Annotated in this window: 16 protein-coding genes; 8 read left to right on the forward strand and 8 right to left on the reverse strand. The window is 68.2% G+C overall.

Going from position 1 to position 17,123, the window contains the following annotated elements; translation table 11 throughout:
* Positions 1-50 precede the first annotated feature (50 nt).
* The 3 genes from ACH5AC_RS05390 (at position 51) to ACH5AC_RS05400 (ending at position 2,146) form a co-directional block, all read left to right on the forward strand.
* A complete protein-coding gene (locus ACH5AC_RS05390; protein WP_398860302.1) occupies positions 51-533 on the forward strand; it encodes an NUDIX domain-containing protein in 483 nt (160 codons plus the stop codon).
* A gap of 176 nt (positions 534-709) precedes the next feature.
* Positions 710-1,576: a GNAT family N-acetyltransferase gene (locus ACH5AC_RS05395; RefSeq protein WP_398860303.1), complete on the forward strand. Its 867-nt coding sequence runs from the start codon at positions 710-712 to the stop codon at positions 1,574-1,576.
* 117 nt (positions 1,577-1,693) lie between these two features.
* Positions 1,694-2,146 (forward strand): GNAT family N-acetyltransferase, encoded by a 453-nt coding sequence (locus tag ACH5AC_RS05400; RefSeq protein ID WP_398860304.1) that lies wholly within the window; start codon positions 1,694-1,696, stop codon positions 2,144-2,146.
* Positions 2,147-2,199: 53 nt separating this feature from the next.
* Here the strand turns inward: ACH5AC_RS05400 and ACH5AC_RS05405 are convergent, their stop codons facing one another.
* On the reverse strand, positions 2,200-3,585 hold the full coding sequence (locus ACH5AC_RS05405) for a serine hydrolase domain-containing protein (protein WP_398860305.1): 1,386 nt from the start codon (positions 3,583-3,585) through the stop codon (positions 2,200-2,202).
* 274 nt (positions 3,586-3,859) lie between these two features.
* Here ACH5AC_RS05405 and ACH5AC_RS05410 point away from each other — a divergent pair, with 274 nt between their 5' ends.
* Positions 3,860-4,426 (forward strand): dihydrofolate reductase family protein, encoded by a 567-nt coding sequence (locus ACH5AC_RS05410; RefSeq protein ID WP_398860306.1) that lies wholly within the window; start codon positions 3,860-3,862, stop codon positions 4,424-4,426.
* A 122-nt stretch (positions 4,427-4,548) separates the two neighbouring features.
* Here the strand turns inward: ACH5AC_RS05410 and dnaB are convergent, their stop codons facing one another.
* Positions 4,549-6,027, reverse strand: coding sequence for a replicative DNA helicase (dnaB, locus tag ACH5AC_RS05415; RefSeq protein ID WP_398860307.1), 1,479 nt, complete (start codon positions 6,025-6,027; stop codon positions 4,549-4,551).
* Positions 6,028-6,487: 460 nt separating this feature from the next.
* Between dnaB and ACH5AC_RS05420 the strand changes: the two genes are divergently transcribed.
* Positions 6,488-7,825 carry an MATE family efflux transporter gene (locus ACH5AC_RS05420; protein ID WP_398860308.1) on the forward strand — a complete coding sequence of 446 codons (1,338 nt, stop codon included), beginning with the start codon at positions 6,488-6,490 and terminating at the stop codon, positions 7,823-7,825.
* Between the two features lie 72 nt (positions 7,826-7,897).
* Here ACH5AC_RS05420 and rplI read toward each other — a convergent pair whose 3' ends face one another.
* The 4 genes from rplI to rpsF form a co-directional block, all read right to left on the reverse strand.
* Positions 7,898-8,344 carry a 50S ribosomal protein L9 gene (gene rplI / locus ACH5AC_RS05425; RefSeq protein ID WP_356579645.1) on the reverse strand — a complete coding sequence of 149 codons (447 nt, stop codon included), beginning with the start codon at positions 8,342-8,344 and terminating at the stop codon, positions 7,898-7,900.
* A gap of 18 nt (positions 8,345-8,362) precedes the next feature.
* On the reverse strand, positions 8,363-8,599 hold the full coding sequence (gene rpsR, locus ACH5AC_RS05430; protein ID WP_003949403.1) for a 30S ribosomal protein S18: 237 nt from the start codon (positions 8,597-8,599) through the stop codon (positions 8,363-8,365).
* A 57-nt stretch (positions 8,600-8,656) separates the two neighbouring features.
* Positions 8,657-9,238 (reverse strand): single-stranded DNA-binding protein, encoded by a 582-nt coding sequence (locus tag ACH5AC_RS05435; RefSeq protein WP_398860309.1) that lies wholly within the window; start codon positions 9,236-9,238, stop codon positions 8,657-8,659.
* Between the two features lie 77 nt (positions 9,239-9,315).
* Complete coding sequence (rpsF, locus tag ACH5AC_RS05440) at positions 9,316-9,606, reverse strand: 30S ribosomal protein S6 (protein ID WP_003956532.1); 291 nt, start codon at positions 9,604-9,606, stop codon at positions 9,316-9,318.
* A 287-nt stretch (positions 9,607-9,893) separates the two neighbouring features.
* Here rpsF and ACH5AC_RS05445 point away from each other — a divergent pair, with 287 nt between their 5' ends.
* From ACH5AC_RS05445 to ACH5AC_RS05455, 3 genes are all read left to right on the forward strand, one after another.
* Entirely contained in the window at positions 9,894-10,211 is a 318-nt protein-coding gene (locus ACH5AC_RS05445; protein ID WP_398860310.1) for a hypothetical protein, read from the forward strand.
* Positions 10,212-10,402: 191 nt separating this feature from the next.
* Positions 10,403-11,524, forward strand: a complete 1,122-nt coding sequence (gene femX, locus ACH5AC_RS05450) for a peptidoglycan bridge formation glycyltransferase FemX (protein WP_398860311.1) — start codon at positions 10,403-10,405, stop codon at positions 11,522-11,524.
* Between the two features lie 74 nt (positions 11,525-11,598).
* On the forward strand, positions 11,599-12,630 hold the full coding sequence (locus ACH5AC_RS05455) for an alanine racemase (protein ID WP_398860312.1): 1,032 nt from the start codon (positions 11,599-11,601) through the stop codon (positions 12,628-12,630).
* A gap of 96 nt (positions 12,631-12,726) precedes the next feature.
* On the opposite strand, the gene ACH5AC_RS05460 is transcribed toward ACH5AC_RS05455, so the two are convergent.
* On the reverse strand, positions 12,727-14,226 hold the full coding sequence (locus ACH5AC_RS05460) for a glycosyltransferase family 87 protein (protein ID WP_398860314.1): 1,500 nt from the start codon (positions 14,224-14,226) through the stop codon (positions 12,727-12,729).
* 130 nt (positions 14,227-14,356) lie between these two features.
* Positions 14,357-17,029 carry a transglycosylase domain-containing protein gene (locus ACH5AC_RS05465; RefSeq protein ID WP_398860315.1) on the reverse strand — a complete coding sequence of 891 codons (2,673 nt, stop codon included), beginning with the start codon at positions 17,027-17,029 and terminating at the stop codon, positions 14,357-14,359.
* Between the last annotated feature and the right edge of the window lie 94 nt (positions 17,030-17,123).

The raw sequence follows: 17,123 nt of genomic DNA on the forward strand, positions 1-17,123 counted from the left end.
GGAACCAGCAGCGATGTTTCACGTGGAACCAACGGGGCCACATTTCTCCCATGACCGTCCGACCCGTGGTCAAGCGCACCGCCCGCGCCGTCCTGCTGGACGGCGACTACCTCATCCTGATCAAACGCACCAAGGCCGGCGTCGATCCCTACTGGGTCACTCCCGGTGGCGGGGTCGAACCCGGGGACACCACCGTCGTCGACGCCCTGCACCGCGAGGTGTACGAGGAACTCGGCGCCAAGATCACCGATGTGGTGCCCTGCTTCGTCGACACCGTCGAGCACATTGGCGAGGACGGCGGAGCGACCGGCGTGAAGGTGCAGCACTTCTTCGTCTGCCGGCTGGAGTCCATGGACACCTCTCTGCGGCACGGCCCCGAGGTCGATGAGCCCGCCGGCGACTACGAGATCGTCCGTGTGCCGTTCACCCGCGTCGGGATCGCCTCCGTGCATCTCGTGCCGCTGTCACTGCGGCACTACCTGGACGGCAACATCGAGGGTGTCCGCGCGATGCACGCACCCGATCTGGGCTGACCTGCGTGGCGCCGGATCTGGCTGCTGTGGTCGAGGCACTTCCCGACGGCCGGGTCACGTGAAACGGCTTCCGTCTTTCGACAAGCTGTGCACACGGCTACGACATGGCCAAAAGCACGTATCTCTCCGACGAAACGGGTGGACGCGGGGGCCACCGTTCGGACAGCCTGACCTGCGTGCCAACTCCTCTCCCCATCGCTCTGCCCATCCGCCGACTGACGTTTCGCGATCTCACCGCATGCGCCGACTTGTCCGAGGACCGGGGGTGGCCGCGCGAGGAACACAAGTGGGGTCTCCTCCTCACGGCCGGGAGGGGGTACGGCATCGACGATCCCCACGGGGGCTTGGTCGCCGCCTGCGTCGTCACCTCCTACGGCCCGCAGGAACGCCCCGAGCTCGGAGCCGTCGGCATGGTGCTGGTCGCCGAGCGACACGCCCGGCAGGGCATCGGGCGGTATCTGATGCGTCATGTCATCTCCGTGATGGACACCACCCCCGTGACCCTGCATGCGACGCCGAACGGGCGGCCTCTCTATGAGGAGTTGGGCTTCAAGACGACCGGGCGGGCCGAGATGGTGCGCGGCCACTTCGTCCCCGGCGGACCGCTCCCCGAGATCGCCACCCGCCCGGCGACGGCCGAGGACCTCACCGCGATCCTCCGTCTCGACGAAAAGGTGTTCGGCGCCGATCGCACGCACATCATCACCCGGCTGCCGGCTTTCGCCGACCGGCTGCGGGTCGCCGAGGAGAACGGTCGGATCATCGGGTACGCGGCGCTCTGGCCCAACATGGACACCCATGTCGTGGGCCCGCTGATCGCCCGGGACACCGAGACCGCGAAGGCCCTGGTGACCTCCCTCGCCGCCCACACCGACCGGCCGCTGCGCACCGACATCGACGTACGCCACGAAGAACTGCTGGCCTGGATGAAGGCACGGGGCCTGGCCACCGTCGCCTTCAACGCCGTCATGACCTACGGCATCACGGAGCTGCCCGGCGACTGGAACCGACGGTTCGCCCCACTGACCGTGGCGGCCGGCTGAGGCACTCCCGACACAGTGACGACCATGTTCGTGCTCTGTTCGGGTGCTCCAGGGCTGCCGAGAGGAAGGCAAGCAGCAGACCGACGCGGGCTTAGGGGCTCCGCATAGGGTGCGGGCATGGGAGATCTTGAAATACGCGCTGCCGTCGCCGAGGACATCCCCGCGATCGTCGCGATGCTCGCGGACGACCCCCTGGGGGCCCAGCGCGAGTCGCTGGACGACCTGACCCCGTATCTGACCGCACTGGACCGCCTCGCCGCCGATCCCCACCAGCGGCTGGTCGTCGCCGTCCGCGAGGGTCGCGTCGTCGGCACGCTCCAGCTCACGATCATTCCCGGCCTCTCCCGGCGCGGAGCCACTCGCTCGATCATCGAGGGCGTCCGCGTGCACGCCGACGAGCGCGGCAGCGGACTGGGCACGCGGTTCATCGAGTGGGCGATCGAGGAATCCCGCAGCGCGGGCTGCCAGTTGGTGCAGCTGACCTCCGACAACACCCGCACGGACGCCCACCGCTTCTATGAACGACTGGGGTTCGTGGCCTCGCACGTGGGTTTCAAGCTCCAGCTGTGAACGCCGGAGGGGGCTGTTTCACGTGAAACAGCCCCCTCCGCGCGTGGTCGGCTCTAGCCGATGCCTCGCCACCCCTCGGGGTCGACACCACCGGGGACTGCGGCACCCTCGTCGTACGGCTGACGCGTGAACACGAACGACCCGAGGTCCAGATGGTCCACCGTGCCGTCCGACCGCCGTACGGCCCGCAGGAGTTCTCCGGCGAAGTAGCCTTCGAGTCCCGTCCACGTCCCGTCACCGTTCGCCTGGAACCGTGAGCGCCGTCCACCGCCGGACAGCGGCCCCAGCGAGACGAGGCCGTCGGCCGTCACCCGCAGGGCGAACGGGTAGGTCCCCCAGTACCACTGGCCCGCCAGCTCGAGGACGGCCTGGTCGACGTCCCGCAGTGGGCGCCAGGGCTCGGGGATCCGCGGCTCCGCCTCGGCGACGATACTGACCAGATCGGCACCCAGCAGGACCACCGGCGGGCCCGAGGTGCAATTGGCCAGGACGACGGCGCCGACGTCGTCGGCCAGCGAGACCGAGAGATTCGCCAGGAAGCCCGGCACCGAGCCGGAGTGGCCCACGAGCAGCCGTCCCTCCCGGTGCAGGATCTGCAGTCCCAGGCCGTACGAGCTGCCGTCCACGACGTCCGCGGCCTCGACGGGCGCCGCCGGCGCCTGCATCTCCCGCAGCGTCCGCGCGCTCAGCACCCGGTCGTCGCCCCGCATCAGGAAGACCGCGAACCGCGCCAGGTCGGCCGTGGTGGACCAGAGCTGGCCGGCGGGGGCCATCGGACCGTACTCCTCGACGGGTTCCGGCAGCATCACGTCGGCCCACGGGTGCACCGCCCAGGCGCCCGCGTGCGGCGCCTCGGGGCGGGCGCTCGTCCGGTCGAGGCCCAGGGGTTCGAGCACCTCTCGTCGCAGCACCTCCTCCCAGGGAGCACCGCGCAGCCGCTCCACCAGGGCACCGAGCAGGGCGTACCCGGGGTTGGAGTAGTGGTGGCGGCGGCCGGCAGGGTGCAGCAGGGGCTGATCGCCGAGGACGTCGGCGATGCCGGGCCGCAGCAAGCCCGGGGTCCGCTCCCACCACGGCCCGGGCGTCTCGGCCGCCAACCCACCTGTGTGGGCGAGGAGTTCGACGATGGTGGCCTCCCCCGCCGCAGTGCCGGGCAGATGCTTCTCCAGCGGGTCCCCGAGGTCCAGCGCGCCCTCGTCACGCAGCCGCAGCACCAGCACGGCGGTGAACGTCTTGGTGATGGAGCCGATCCGGTACTGCACGTTCTCGTCCGGTGCGTGCCCGTCCACCGACGTCCGCGCTCCGTGCCACACGACTCGCCCGTCCCGCACGACCGCGGCGACCAGCGAGGGGGCACGCCCCTCGGCCTGGGCAGTGGCGATCCGGTGCAGCAAGGCACGCCGCGTAGCGGGAAGCAACTCGTCCTGAAGTCTCGTCATGCCCCCAGTGCACCGCGCCACGGCTCCCGGCGTCGAACTCATTTCACCGAGGCTGTGGGGTCTCGCCGCTCGTGACATGTCGATCTTGCGTGACCTGGGCGTTCTTGGCTGTCTCACGGCCTTGTCACCCGTGATCACGGCTTGCCCGTGTCGGCCGAGTACACCACGCTGAGCCCCGAGCACGAGGGCTACCGGCGAGCCCAGATCGCGCACCGATGAGTTTCCCGCGCCGCGCTGGTCTCTACCCGGACACCCACGGACGGAAGGCTGGGCCATGCGGAAACTGATCTACGGCATGAACCTGACCCTGGACGGCTACATCGCCGCGGCCGGTGACGACATCGGCTGGAGCGGACCGCCGAGCGACGAGCTGTTCCAGTGGTGGCTCGACCACGAGCGGGCGAGTGGTCTGTCGCTGTATGGGCGCAAGCTGTGGGAGACGATGAGTTCCTACTGGCCGACCGGCGACCAGCAGCCCAACGCCACCCCGGCGGAGATCGAGTTCGCGCGGAACTGGCGGGACACGCCGAAGGTGGTGTTCTCCTCGACGATCGACCAGGTCGACTGGAACACCCGCCTGGTCACCGGCGACGCGATCGCCGAGATCACCCGACTCAAGGCGGAGGACGGCGGCCCAATGAACATCGGCGGCGCAACGCTCGCCGGGGCGGCCATGCGCGCCGGGCTGATCGACGAGTACGTGATCGCCGCCCATCCGGTCCTGGTGGGCGGAGGCACGCCGTTCTTCACCGCGCTGGACAGCTGGGTGAACCTGACCCTGGTGGAGACGCGGACGTTTCCCGGCGGCGTGGTGCTGACCAGGTACGAGACGAGGCGCTGAGCATCAGCACCCATGCGCCAGGGACTGTCTCGACGTGATGTGCCTAGCGGTGCCGGTAGCAGAACCTCAGCGCTCCCTCCCGGCAGCCCGACCACCGCCCCTCAAAGAGGCGCCTCACCGGATCAGGTCTGGGCCATGTCCACGAAGCGTGAGTAGTGGCCCTGGAAGGCGACCGTGATGGTGGCCGTCGGGCCGTTTCGGTGCTTGCCCACGATGATGTCCGCCTCGCCCGCGCGGGGCGACTCCTTCTCGTACGCGTCCTCGCGGTGCAGGAGGATGACCATGTCGGCGTCCTGCTCGATGGAGCCGGACTCACGCAGGTCGGACACCATCGGCTTCTTGTCCGTGCGCTGCTCGGGACCACGGTTGAGCTGCGAGAGCGCGATCACGGGCACCTCGAGCTCCTTGGCGAGGAGCTTGAGGTTACGGGACATGTCCGAGACCTCCTGCTGACGGCTCTCGGAGCGCTTGGAGCCACCGGACTGCATCAGCTGCAGATAGTCGATGATCACGAGCTTGATGTCGTTGCGCTGCTTCAGCCGACGGCACTTCGCACGGATCTCCATCATCGACAGGTTCGGGGAGTCGTCGATGTAGAGCGGCGCCGACGACACTTCCGGCATCCGCCGTGCCAGGCGGGTCCAGTCCTCGTCGGTCATCGTGCCGGACCGCATGTGGTGCAGGGCGACACGGGCTTCGGCGGACAGCAGACGCATGGCGATCTCGTTGCGGCCCATTTCGAGGGAGAAGATGACGCTGGGCAGATTGTGCTTGATCGACGCGGCCCGGGCGAAGTCCAGCGCCAGCGTGGACTTGCCCATGGCGGGACGGGCCGCGATGACGATCATCTGGCCCGGGTGCAGCCCGTTGGTGAGCGAGTCGAGGTCGGTGAAGCCCGTGGGCACACCGGTCATCTCGCCGCTGCGCGAACCGATCGCCTCGATCTCGTCGAGCGCGCCCTCCATGATGTCGCCGAGCGGCAGGTAGTCCTCGCTGGTGCGCTGCTCGGTGACGGCGTAGATCTCCGCCTGGGCGCGGTTGACGATCTCGTCGACGTCGTCGTCGGCCGCGTATCCCATCTGTGTGATGCGTGTGCCGGCCTCGACCAGGCGGCGCAGGACCGCGCGCTCGTGCACGATCTCCGCGTAGTACTCGGCGTTGGCCGCCGTCGGCACCATCTGGACGAGGGTGTGCAGATACGAGGCGCCGCCGACCTTGTTGATCTCGCCGCGCTTGGTCAGCTCGGCGGCGATCGTGATCGGGTCGGCCGGCTCGCCCTTGGCGTAGACGTCGAGGATCGCCTGGTAGATCGTCTCGTGGGCGGGCTTGTAGAAGTCGTGCCCCTTGAGGATCTCGACGACGTCCGCGATGGCGTCCTTGGACAGCAGCATGCCGCCCAGGACGGACTGTTCGGCGTCGAGGTCCTGCGGCGGGATGCGCTCGAAGGGGGTGCCGCCGCCGTCCCATTCCCCGTTGTCCCGGCCCCGGTCGTGCTGCTCGTCGCGGCCCCGGCCGCCGTCCCCGCGCCGACGGGAGGCGGGGAGACGATCACTTGGACCGCTGTCGGCCCACGGGTCGTCCAAGGGCTCGGAAATGCTCACCGAGCGACCTCCTCCCGTCCGCCGAGCGGACCTCGCCGTGCCCCTCATTTCTACGGCACGGCACTGACAAATAAGAGGCCCTTCTCCGGTTCTGGCGCGTCGGGTTTGTGAGGGTTTCCCCAGCAGCGAACGGAGCGGGCGCCGGACCACGGTAGGCCCGTCGGCGACGTCAGCCAATCTGGTTATCCACAGGCCATGTGGACGACGGCCCGGATGCTGTGGAGAACTCCGCGAAACCTGTGCACGACCCGGTGGACAGCCTTGTGAACAAGACCTCGACTTTTTCGAAAGGACTTACTCTGACCTGCATGTTTCCCATCCACCGGCTGTGCAGAAGAAAAAGTTGCCCAGTCGGATCAAGATCACTTCGAACGGTGCGCGAAACGACACACAGCGAGGCCAGAGGTAAGGGTCACATAGCAATTGCATCTCTTACCTGTGGACGATTAGATTGATGCGCATGACACAGGCATCCGTGACCCCCAGAGCCACCCGGCGGCAGCACGACCGAGAGATCGTCGCGCTGGCCGTTCCGGCCTTCGGCGCACTCGTCGCGGAGCCCCTCTTCGTCCTGACCGACAGCGCGATCGTCGGCCACCTCGGCACCGCACAACTCGCCGGACTCGGTGTCGCCTCCGCCCTCCTCACCACCGCCGTCAGTGTCTTCGTCTTCCTCGCCTACGCCACCACAGCGGCCGTCGCCCGACGGGTCGGCGCCGGGGACCTCCCCGCCGCCATCCGCCAAGGCATGGACGGCATCTGGCTGGCGCTCCTCCTCGGCGCCGCCGTGATCGCCGTCGTCCTGCCCACGGCACCGGCACTCGTCGAACTCTTCGGCGCCTCCGACACAGCCGCCCCCTACGCGACCACCTATCTACGGATCTCCTCGCTCGGCATCCCCGCCATGCTCGTCGTCCTGGCCGCGACCGGTGTGCTGCGCGGCCTCCAGGACACGAGGACCCCGCTCTACGTCGCTGTCGCGGGCTTCGTCGCGAACGCCGCCCTGAACGCCGGGCTCGTCTACGGCGTCGGCCTCGGCATCGCCGGTTCCGCGTGGGGCACCGTCATCGCCCAGTCCGGCATGGCCGCCGTCTACCTCACGGTGGTGGTCCGGGGTGCCCGTCGCCACGGTGCCTCGCTACGGCCCGACGCCACCGGCATCCGGGCCTCCGCACAGGCCGGAGTGCCCCTGCTGATACGCACCCTCTCCCTGCGGGCGATCCTGATGATCGCCACGGCGGTCGCCGCCCGCCTCGGTGACGCCGACATAGCCGCCCACCAGATCATCCTGTCCCTGTGGAACCTGCTGGCCTTCGCCCTCGACGCCATCGCGATCGCCGGACAGGCCATCATCGGGCGTTACCTGGGCGCCGACGACGCGGAGGGAGCCAAGGCGGTCTGTCGCCGCATGGTGCAGTGGGGTGTGGCGGTCGGTGCCGCGCTCGGTCTGCTGGTGTTGCTCACCCGCCCAGTGTTCCTCGCCCTGTTCACCGGCGATTCCACCGTGCACGATGCCGCCCTGCCCGCCCTGGTGATCGTGGCCCTCTCCCAGCCGATCTCCGGGATCGTCTTCGTCCTCGACGGAGTGCTGATGGGCGCGGGAGACGGCCCGTATCTGGCCTGGGCCATGCTGCTCACACTGGCGCTCTTCGCTCCCGTCGCCCTGCTGGTGCCGGTGTGGGGCGGTGGACTCACGGCTCTCTGGGGAGCCATGACGCTGATGATGACCGTGCGGATGCTGACCCTGTGGCTGCGCACCCGCTCGGGCCGCTGGGCCGTCACCGGAGCGACGCGCTGACCGTTTCACGTGAAACAGCGAAAGGGGCCGCACCCGAAGGTGCGGCCCCTCACTGCTCAAGCGAGCGCAGCGTTACGCCGCGATGACCTCGATGTTGACCTTGGCGGCAACCTCGGGGTGCAGACGCACGGACGTCTCGTGGGCGCCCAGCGTCTTGATCGGCGCGCCCAGCTCGATGCGGCGCTTGTCGACCTCGGGGCCACCGGCAGCCTTGATCGCCGAGGCGATGTCGGCCGGGGTGACGGAACCGAAGAGACGACCGGCGTCGCCAGAGCGGACGGCCAGACGGACCTTCACGCCCTCGAGCTGGGCCTTGACGGCGTTGGCCTGCTCGATGGTCTGGATCTCGTGGATCTTACGGGCGCGACGGATCTGCTCGACGTCCTTCTCGCCACCCTTGGTCCAGCGGATAGCGAGCTTCCGCGGGATGAGGTAGTTGCGAGCGTAACCGTCCTTGACGTCGACAACGTCGCCGGCGGCACCGAGGCCGGAGACCTCGTGGGTGAGGATGATCTTCATGATTCGGTCACCCTTCCCTTAGCGCGCGGTGGAGGTGTAGGGCAGCAGCGCCATCTCACGGCTGTTCTTGACGGCCGTGGCGACGTCACGCTGGTGCTGCGTGCAGTTGCCGGTCACGCGGCGGGCACGGATCTTGCCGCGGTCGGAAATGAACTTCCGCAGCATGTTCGTGTCCTTGTAGTCCACGTACGTGACCTTGTCCTTGCAGAAAGCGCAGACCTTCTTCTTCGGCTTGCGCACAGGCGGCTTCGCCATGGTGTTTCTCCTGTGTGATCAAGAAGTTGGGGTACGTCCCGCCCTCGGTCCGGAGACCTAGAAGGGGGGCTCGTCCGAGTAGCCGCCACCGCCGCCGGAGCCGCCGCCCCAGCCGCCGCCACCCTGTTGGCCACCGGCAGGAGCGCCGCTCGCCCACGGGTCGTCGGCCGGAGCGCCGCCCTGCTGGCCGCCACCGGGGCCGCCGCCCCAGCCGCCGCCACCCTGCTGGCCGCCGCCACCGCCGTAGCCGCCGCCACCGCCCTGGCCACCGCGGCCTGCGGTCTTGGTGACCTTGGCCGTGGCATTGCGCAGGCTGGGGCCGACTTCCTCGACGTCCAGCTCGAAGACCGTGCGCTTGACACCCTCACGGTCCTCGTAGGACCGCTGCTTCAGTCGGCCCTGCACGATGACGCGCATGCCTCGCTGGAGCGACTCCGCGACGTTCTCCGCCGCCTGGCGCCAGACCGAGCAGGTCAGGAAGAGGCTCTCGCCGTCCTTCCACTCGTTCGTCTGGCGGTCGAAGGTGCGGGGGGTGGACGCGACACGGAACTTCGCGACCGCCGCACCGGAAGGGGTGAAGCGCAGCTCGGGGTCGTCGACAAGATTGCCGATGACCGTGATGACGGTCTCGCCTGCCATGGGGGAACCTCTCGGCGGGTTTGCTGCTGGCTGCTGGTGGTGCTACTCGAATCCCGAGATCAGCTGAGCAGGAAGGCTCAGTGGGTCTCGGGGCGGAGGACCTTGGTCCGGAGGACCGACTCGTTCAGGTTCATCTGGCGGTCGAGCTCCTTGACGACCGCAGGCTCGGCCTGCAGGTCGATGACCGAGTAGATGCCCTCGGGCTTCTTCTTGATCTCGTACGCGAGACGACGACGGCCCCAGGTGTCGACCTTCTCCACCTTGCCGTTGCCCTCACGGACGACGGAGAGGAAGTTCTCGATCAGGGGGGCGACAGCGCGCTCCTCCAGATCCGGGTCGAGGATGACCATCACCTCGTAGTGACGCATGTGGAACCCACCTCCTTTGGACTCAGCGGCCACGGTCGTTCCGTGGCAGGAGGGTTGTGATGCGTACGCAACGGTATCGGCCGCCACTGACAATCGGGGGTCGTCTCACGACATCCCCGCTCTGAGCTGGGCGGACTCCCTGGCTGTGCCTGGGCAGACACCGGTGCAGACGGTACAGACTACCCGCACCCCCGCTTCCGGTTGAAATCCGGGCCCGGGCACCGACAATCTGTACACGTCGGGTGTGTATGGCGCTACAACGCGCCGCCTTTCGCAGGAGGTGCCCCATGGCACAGGCATTGCGACCGAACACCGGAGTCGGCTCCCTCTTCGCCACCGACGGCAAACCCCATCCCCTTCAGCACGCTCTGCTCGCGGCGACCCTGGTGCTGGGTGCCGTGTCGTTCATCACGGCGATGTTCCACAGCCTGCATCTGGTGAGCTCGTGGACCGGTCTGCTGGGGATCTTCACCGGCGCCTACGGGCAGTGGGTCTCCGAGACCACCCGCGAGCGCTTCGGCCTGATCCTGGGCCTCGGTGCCTCCGGCGTCGGCTTCTTCCTCGGCATGGCGCACGGCGGTCTCTTCGGCGGGGTCTTCGGCTGACCCAGCACACGAGGGCCGGGCATCGCCTTCCCGGCGCCTCGTAGAACACCGTGAAACGCTCCGGCCGCCTTTTGGCCGGGGCGTTGGTGGCGTGCGCTTAATTGGCGCGCCCCCAAGGCGCAGTAGGCTTCGGCGCGAGAGCCGGAGCCCCTGTACCCATGGGGACACACCAGCCCGAGGAGCGCCCCGACATGAGCCTGACCCTGAGGACGATCAGCCGCGAGCAGCATCTGGCGTACATCCAGAGCCTGCCGGCGGCGAGCCACATGCAGGTTCCGGCCTGGGCTGACGTCAAGGCGGAGTGGCGCTCCGAGAGTCTCGGCTGGTTCGACGAGCGCACCGGCGAGCTGGTCGGCGCGGGTCTGGTCCTCTACCGGCAGCTGCCCAAGATCAAGCGCTACCTCGCCTATCTGCCCGAGGGCCCGGTCATCAACTGGTTCGCGCCGAATCTGACCGAGTGGCTGGAACCGATGCTCGCGCACCTCAAGCAGCAGGGCGCCTTCTCCGTGAAGATGGGCCCGCCGGTGATCATCCGGCGCTGGGAGGCCGGCTCCATCAAGCAGGGCATCCAGAGCCCGGACGTGAAGCGGCTGCGCGACATCGAGGCCGACTTCATCGAGCCGCGCGCCTTCGAGGTGGCCGACAAGCTGCGTCGTATGGGCTGGCAGCAGGGTGAGGACGGCGGTGCCGGCTTCGGTGACGTCCAGCCCCGCTATGTCTTCCAGGTGCCGCTGGCCAACCGCTCCCTGGAGGAGGTGCACAAGAACTTCAACCAGCTGTGGCGGCGCAACATCAAGAAGGCCGAGAAGGCCGGCGTCGAGGTCGTCCAGGGCGGCTATCACGACCTGGAGGAGTGGCAGCGGCTGTACGAGATCACGGCCGTGCGCGACCACTTCCGGCCCCGCCCGCTGTCGTACTTCCAGCGCATGTGGACGGCCCTCAACACCGAGGACCCCAACCGGATGCGGCTGTACTTCGCCCGCCACAACGGTGTGAACCTGTCGGCGGCGACCATGCTGATCGTCGGCGGGCACGTCTGGTACTCCTATGGGGCCTCCGACAACATCGGCCGTGAGTTCCGGCCGTCGAACGCCATGCAGTGGCGGATGCTGCGCGACGCCTACGCTCTCGGCGCGACCGTCTACGACCTGCGCGGCATCTCCGACTCGCTGGACGAGAGCGACCATCTCTTCGGCCTGATCCAGTTCAAGGTCGGCACGGGCGGCCAGGCGGCCGAGTACCTCGGCGAGTGGGACTTCCCGCTGAACAAGCTGCTCCACAAGGCGCTCGACATCTACATGTCGCGTCGCTGAGCCCCGGCTGTTTGCTTCCATAGCTTCCATACCTCTGATACACCGCAGCCACGAGAAAGGTTCCAGGTCCGGCCATGGCGCTCACGCTCTACGTCGACACCGCGCGCTGGCGGGCGCACCACAAGCACGTGCAGGAGCAGTTCCCGGGACTCGTCCCGGTCTGCAAGGGCAACGGCTACGGCTTCGGGCACGAGCGGCTGGCGGAGGAGGCCACGCGGCTGGGCACGGACGTCCTCGCCGTCGGCACGACCTACGAGGCCGCACGGATCAAGGACTTCTTCAGCGGTGACCTGCTGGTGCTGACGCCGTACCGGCGCGGCGAGGAGCCCGTGCCGCTGCCCGACCGCGTCATCCGCTCGGTGTCGTCCGTAGACGGCGTGTACGGCCTGGTGGGTGCCCGTGTGGTCATCGAGGTGATGTCCTCGATGAAGCGGCACGGCATCAGCGAGCAGGATCTGCCGCAGCTGCACGCCGCCATCGAGAACGTCCGTCTGGAGGGCTTCGCGATCCACCTGCCGCTGGACCGCACCGACGGCTCGGACGCCGTCGAGGAGGTCATCGGCTGGATGGACCGGCTGCGTGCGGCCCGGCTGCCGCTGCACACGATGTTCGTCAGCCACCTCAAGGCGGAGGAGCTGCATCGGCTGCAGCAGCAGTTCCCTCAGACCCGTTTCCGCGCCCGTATCGGCACGCGGCTGTGGCTGGGGGACCACGAGGCCACCGAGTACCGTGGCGCGGTCCTGGACGTCACCCGCGTCACCAAGGGGGACCGCTTCGGCTACCGCCAGCAGAAGGCGGCGTCGGACGGCTTCCTGGTGGTCGTGGCGGGCGGTACGTCGCACGGGGTGGGTCTGGAGGCCCCGAAGGCCCTGCACGGCGTCATGCCGCGCGCCAAGGGCGTCGCCCGGGCCGGCCTGGCCACGGTCAACCGGAACCTTTCGCCTTTCGTCTGGGGCGGCAAGCAGCGATGGTTCGCCGAGCCGCCGCACATGCAGGTGTCCATCCTGTTCGTGCCCGCGGACGCCCCCGAGCCCCAGGTCGGCGACGAGCTCGTGGCGCATCTGCGGCACACCACCACCCAGTTCGACCGGCTCATGGACCGCTAGGCGCGCCCACGACAGGCATCCGCCCCTACGGCGACGGCGAAGGCCGTGCACGGAGCCCGTGTACGGCCTTCTCACGTCCTGGCGCGGCCCACTGGGTCAGGACGGCCCGTCGGACGGCTCCTGCCGGCCCCAGTCGACCTGTGGGCTCTCATGGGGTGCCGCGTGCCGATCGGGAGGGGTCGAGGGGCCCAGGGCGAACACGTCCTCCGCGCCGTCCAGCACTCCACCCGAAGGATCGTCGTCACCGGACCGCCGTACGACGTCGTGTTCCGGCAGCATGATGTCCCGTACGACGACTGCGCACAGGTAGAGCGTGCCGACCAGGTGCACCCCGATGGCCCAGTGGTAGCCGTCGGTCGGCAGGCCCTTGTGGGCGTCTCCGCTGGTCGTGTACGCGAGGTACATCCAGATGCCGAGGAAGTACATCACCTCGCACGCCTGCCAGATCAGGAAGTCCCGCCACTTCGGCCGGGCCAGCACCGCCAGCGGAACCAGCCAGAGCACGTACTGCGGCGAGTAGACCTTGTTGGTGACGATGAAGGCCGCGACCATGAGGAACACCAGCTGCGCGAAGCGGGGACGGCGCGGGGCGGACAGTGCCAGCCATCCGATGCCGAGGAAGCAGAACACCACCAGCAGCGTGGCGAGGGTGTTGACCGAGTCCGTGGTGAGCGGGTCGGAGGAGTTCTGGGCCATGATCAGCCAGAAGGAGCCGAAGTCGACGCCCCGCTCCTGGCTGAAGGTGTAGAACTTCGACCAGCCTTCGAAGGCGAACAGCATCACCGGCAGGTTCACCATCAGCCAGGCGACGGCGGCCCCGCCCAGGGCCGTGCCGAAGTCCCGCCACTTTCCGGCGCGCCAGCACAGCAGGAACAGCGGGCCGAGCAGGAAGACGGGATAGAGCTTGGCGGCCGTGGCGAGTCCCAGCAGCACCCCGAAGGCGAGGGAGCGGCCCCGCGACCACATCAGCATCGCGGCAGCCGTCAGAGCGACCGCCAGCAGGTCCCAGTTGATGGTGGCGGTCAGCGCGAAGGCGGGCGCCAGCGCGATCAGCAGCCCGTCCCAGGGGCGGCGGGCGTGCGTACGGCTCACACAGACGGCGATGACGACCGCGCAGACCATCAGCATCCCGGCGTTGACCATCCAGTACCACTGCTCCTGGCGCTGGATGCTCCCGCTGCCAGGCGTCAGCCAGGCGGCCACCTCCATGAAGACTCCGGTCAGCACCGGGTACTCGAGGTACTCCATGTCGCCGGGGATCTTGTCGAAGTAGGGCACGAGTCCGTCGGCGAAGCCGCGGCCCTGGTACAGGTGAGGGATGTCCGAATAGCAGGCGTGGGTGTACTGGGAACTGGCGCCGTAGAACCAGCCGCCGGTGTAGCAGGGCGCCTTCTGGACCAGGCCGAGGGCGAACATTCCGATCGCCACCAGCGCGATGACGCGGACGGGCGTCCACCAGGATGTGCCCAGCAGAGCCCGTCGGCCGAGAGGGCCTCCGATCAGCTCGCTTCCGGCCCTGGCGACCTCGTCATTCCTGGTCGGCTGCACCGGGTCCGGACCGTGCACGCTCGCTTGCGTCGATTCTGCGCTGGGCATGGCTCACATCCTGCCGTACAGACCTAGGAAAACACCGAGGGCCGTCACACCTCATGCGGTGTGACGGCCCTCGTTTCACGTGAAACATCCACATGTTTCACGTGAAACACCCGTGCCGGGCGAAGTGCGGCTAACCGAAGATGCCGCCACCGCCGTTGTTTCTGCCGCCGCTGTCATCCGTCGGCGTGTCCGTCGGTGTCGGATCGGCGGTGACTTCCCCTGTCGTGCCTTCCGTCTGGCCTTCGTCCGTGCCGGTGGAGTCACACTTCCGGCCGAAGATGTTGCAGGTCTCGCTCGCAGAGGGCGACGGCTCGGGCCTGCCCTTGTCGGGCTTGGTGTCACTCGGGGACGGGCTCGGCGAAGGCTCCTCGCTCTGGCTGGGCGAGGGACTCGGGCTGGGCTCCGGCTCGGCGTTGAGGACCTCACCGATGGGCTCCGGAGTCGGGAACGACTTCGCGGGCTCGCCCTTCAGGGCCTCCTCCATGTAGTCGTGCCAGATCTCGGCCGGGAACGAGGCGCCGTGGATCTTCTTCTGGCCGCCCGTTCCGAACATCGACAGGAACTCACGGTTCTTGTTGGACTCGTCGTCGTCGTAGCGGAACATCGTGACCGCGGTCGACAGCTGCGGGGTATAGCCCACGAACCAGGCGGACCGGTTCTCGTCGGTGGTACCGGTCTTGCCCGCCACGTCACGGCCCGGCAGCTTGGCCGCCGTACCCGTGCCCTTCTCGACGACCGTCTTCAGAACGTCCGTGACGTTGTTGGCGACCTTCGGCGTGAAGGCTTCCTTGGTGACGGTCTTGTGCTCGTAGGCCACACCGTTCTTGCTGGTGACCTTCTCCACGGAGTACGGGTCGCGCTGCTTGCCGCTCGCGGCGAAGGTGGCGTAGGCGCCCGCCATACGGATGGCGCTGGGGTCGGAGATGCCGATCGAGAACGCCGGGAAGCTCGCACCCGTCAGGCTGCTCTCCTTCACGCCGGCGGCGACGGCGGCGTCCTTCACCTTGTCCAGGCCGACGTCCATGCCGAGCTGGACGAAGACGGAGTTCGCCGACTCGCGCATCGCCTCACGCAGATCGACCTTGTAGTTCGGCGGCGAGCCGAGCGAGACGTTGCCGTCGTTGGGCTGCAGCCACTCCTTGCCCTCTTCGTTCTTCCAGATGGTGCCGTCGTAGTTCTTGATCTTGAGGTTGTTCTTGCCGCTGTACAGGCTCTTGGGGGAGACGATGGTGCGCTCGTCCTGGGCCTGCGAGGAGCCGAGCTCCGGGTTGCGGACACCCCAGGTCATGGCGGCGGCGAGCACGAACGGCTTGAACGTCGAACCGACCTGGGCACCGGTCTGGTCGGCGTTGTCGGTGAAGTGCTTGGTCGCGTCCTCACCGCCGTAGATGGCCCGGATGGCGCCGGTCGCCGGATCCACCGAGGCCGCGCCGAACTGGACGTGGGTGTCGTATTCGGGGCGCTCTTCCGGCTTGATGTTCTTCTTGTAGACGTTGGTCACCACCTTCTCGAGATCATCGACCTTCTTCTTGTCGAAGGTCGTGTAGATCGAGAGGCCACCTTGGCGCAACGTGCTCTCAGTGATGTCCGTGTTGTTGAGCAGGTAGGCGTTGGAGAGGTCGACCAGATAGCCGATCTGGCCGCTCAGCCGGGTGTTGGAGCGCGGGTTCTGCCACTTGGGCAGCGTCGTGAACTCGGCCCGCTTGGCGGCGTCGAGGTGCCCGTACTCGACCATCTTGTCGAGCGTGTCCTGCATCTGGATCAGGGCCCGCTTGGCGTTCGCCTGGGGCGTCGCGGCGGCGTCGATGGAGGTCGCGCCCGCGGGGTCGTAGTACGTGGCGCCCTTGAGCATCGCCGCGAGGAAGGCACACTCGCCCTCGTTGAGGTCGAGGGCGTTCTTGTTGAAGTACGCCCGTGCGGCCGCCTGGATCCCGTAGGCGTTGCGCCCGTAGTACGCGGAGTTCAGGTAGCCGGCCATGATCTCGTCCTTGTCGACCTCGGCACCCACCTTCACCGCGACGAAGATCTCTTTGACCTTCCGGGAGATCGTCTGCGACTGGTCGTTCAGCATGGCGTTCTTGACGTACTGCTGGGTGATGGTCGATCCACCCTGCGTCTGTCCGCCCCGGGCCATGTTGAGGAAGGCGCGGCCGATGCCCTTGGGGTCGATGCCGCTGTCGGTGTAGAAGGTCTTGTTCTCCTGGGAGATGACGGCCCAGCGCATCGCCTCGGGGATCTGCGACAGATCGACGATCTGCCGGTTCGTCTCACCACCGGTGGCAACCATCTGGCTGCCGTCCTTCCAGTAGTAGACGTTGTTCTGCGCCGTGGCGGTCTCGTCGATCTTCGGGATGCCCACCATGGCGTAGCCGATCCCGGCCGCGGCCACCAGGCTGCCGACGAACCCGATGAACAGACCGGAGACGAGCTTCCAGGAGGGCACCCAGCGGCGCCAGCCGTCCTTGTCGTAGCGCGGATAGTCGATCAGGCGCTTCTTGGGCGGCCCCTGGCGACCCCTGCCCCGTCCGGGTCCGGTGGGAGCGCCCCGACGCCCCCCGGTGGGGTCGGCAGCCCTGCGGCGGCCTCCGGCGCCTCTCTGCGCCGCGCGCCGGGCTTCGGCGCGGCCACCGTATGACTGATCGCCCCCCGGCCCGTACTGATCCGATCCATAGGAATCGGAAGGAGAACCGGTGGCGCCTCGCGGTGCCGCACGGCGGCCGGAGGACGAGCCGGACTGGCCGCGTCGGGCCGCGGCACGTCCGCCTCCCTGCGGCTGCGGCGGTTTGCGACGGTGCTCGCTCATCGAACGACTACTCCTCGGGCAGGCGCACCCGTGCGCGCCTGGAAACGGCGGCTGGTTTCCGGTCCCCCCGAAGTACGGATGTGGTCGGTTCCGC

The organism is Streptomyces sp. NPDC018693, assembly GCF_044391385.1.
In the GTDB taxonomy this organism is placed as follows: domain Bacteria; phylum Actinomycetota; class Actinomycetes; order Streptomycetales; family Streptomycetaceae; genus Streptomyces.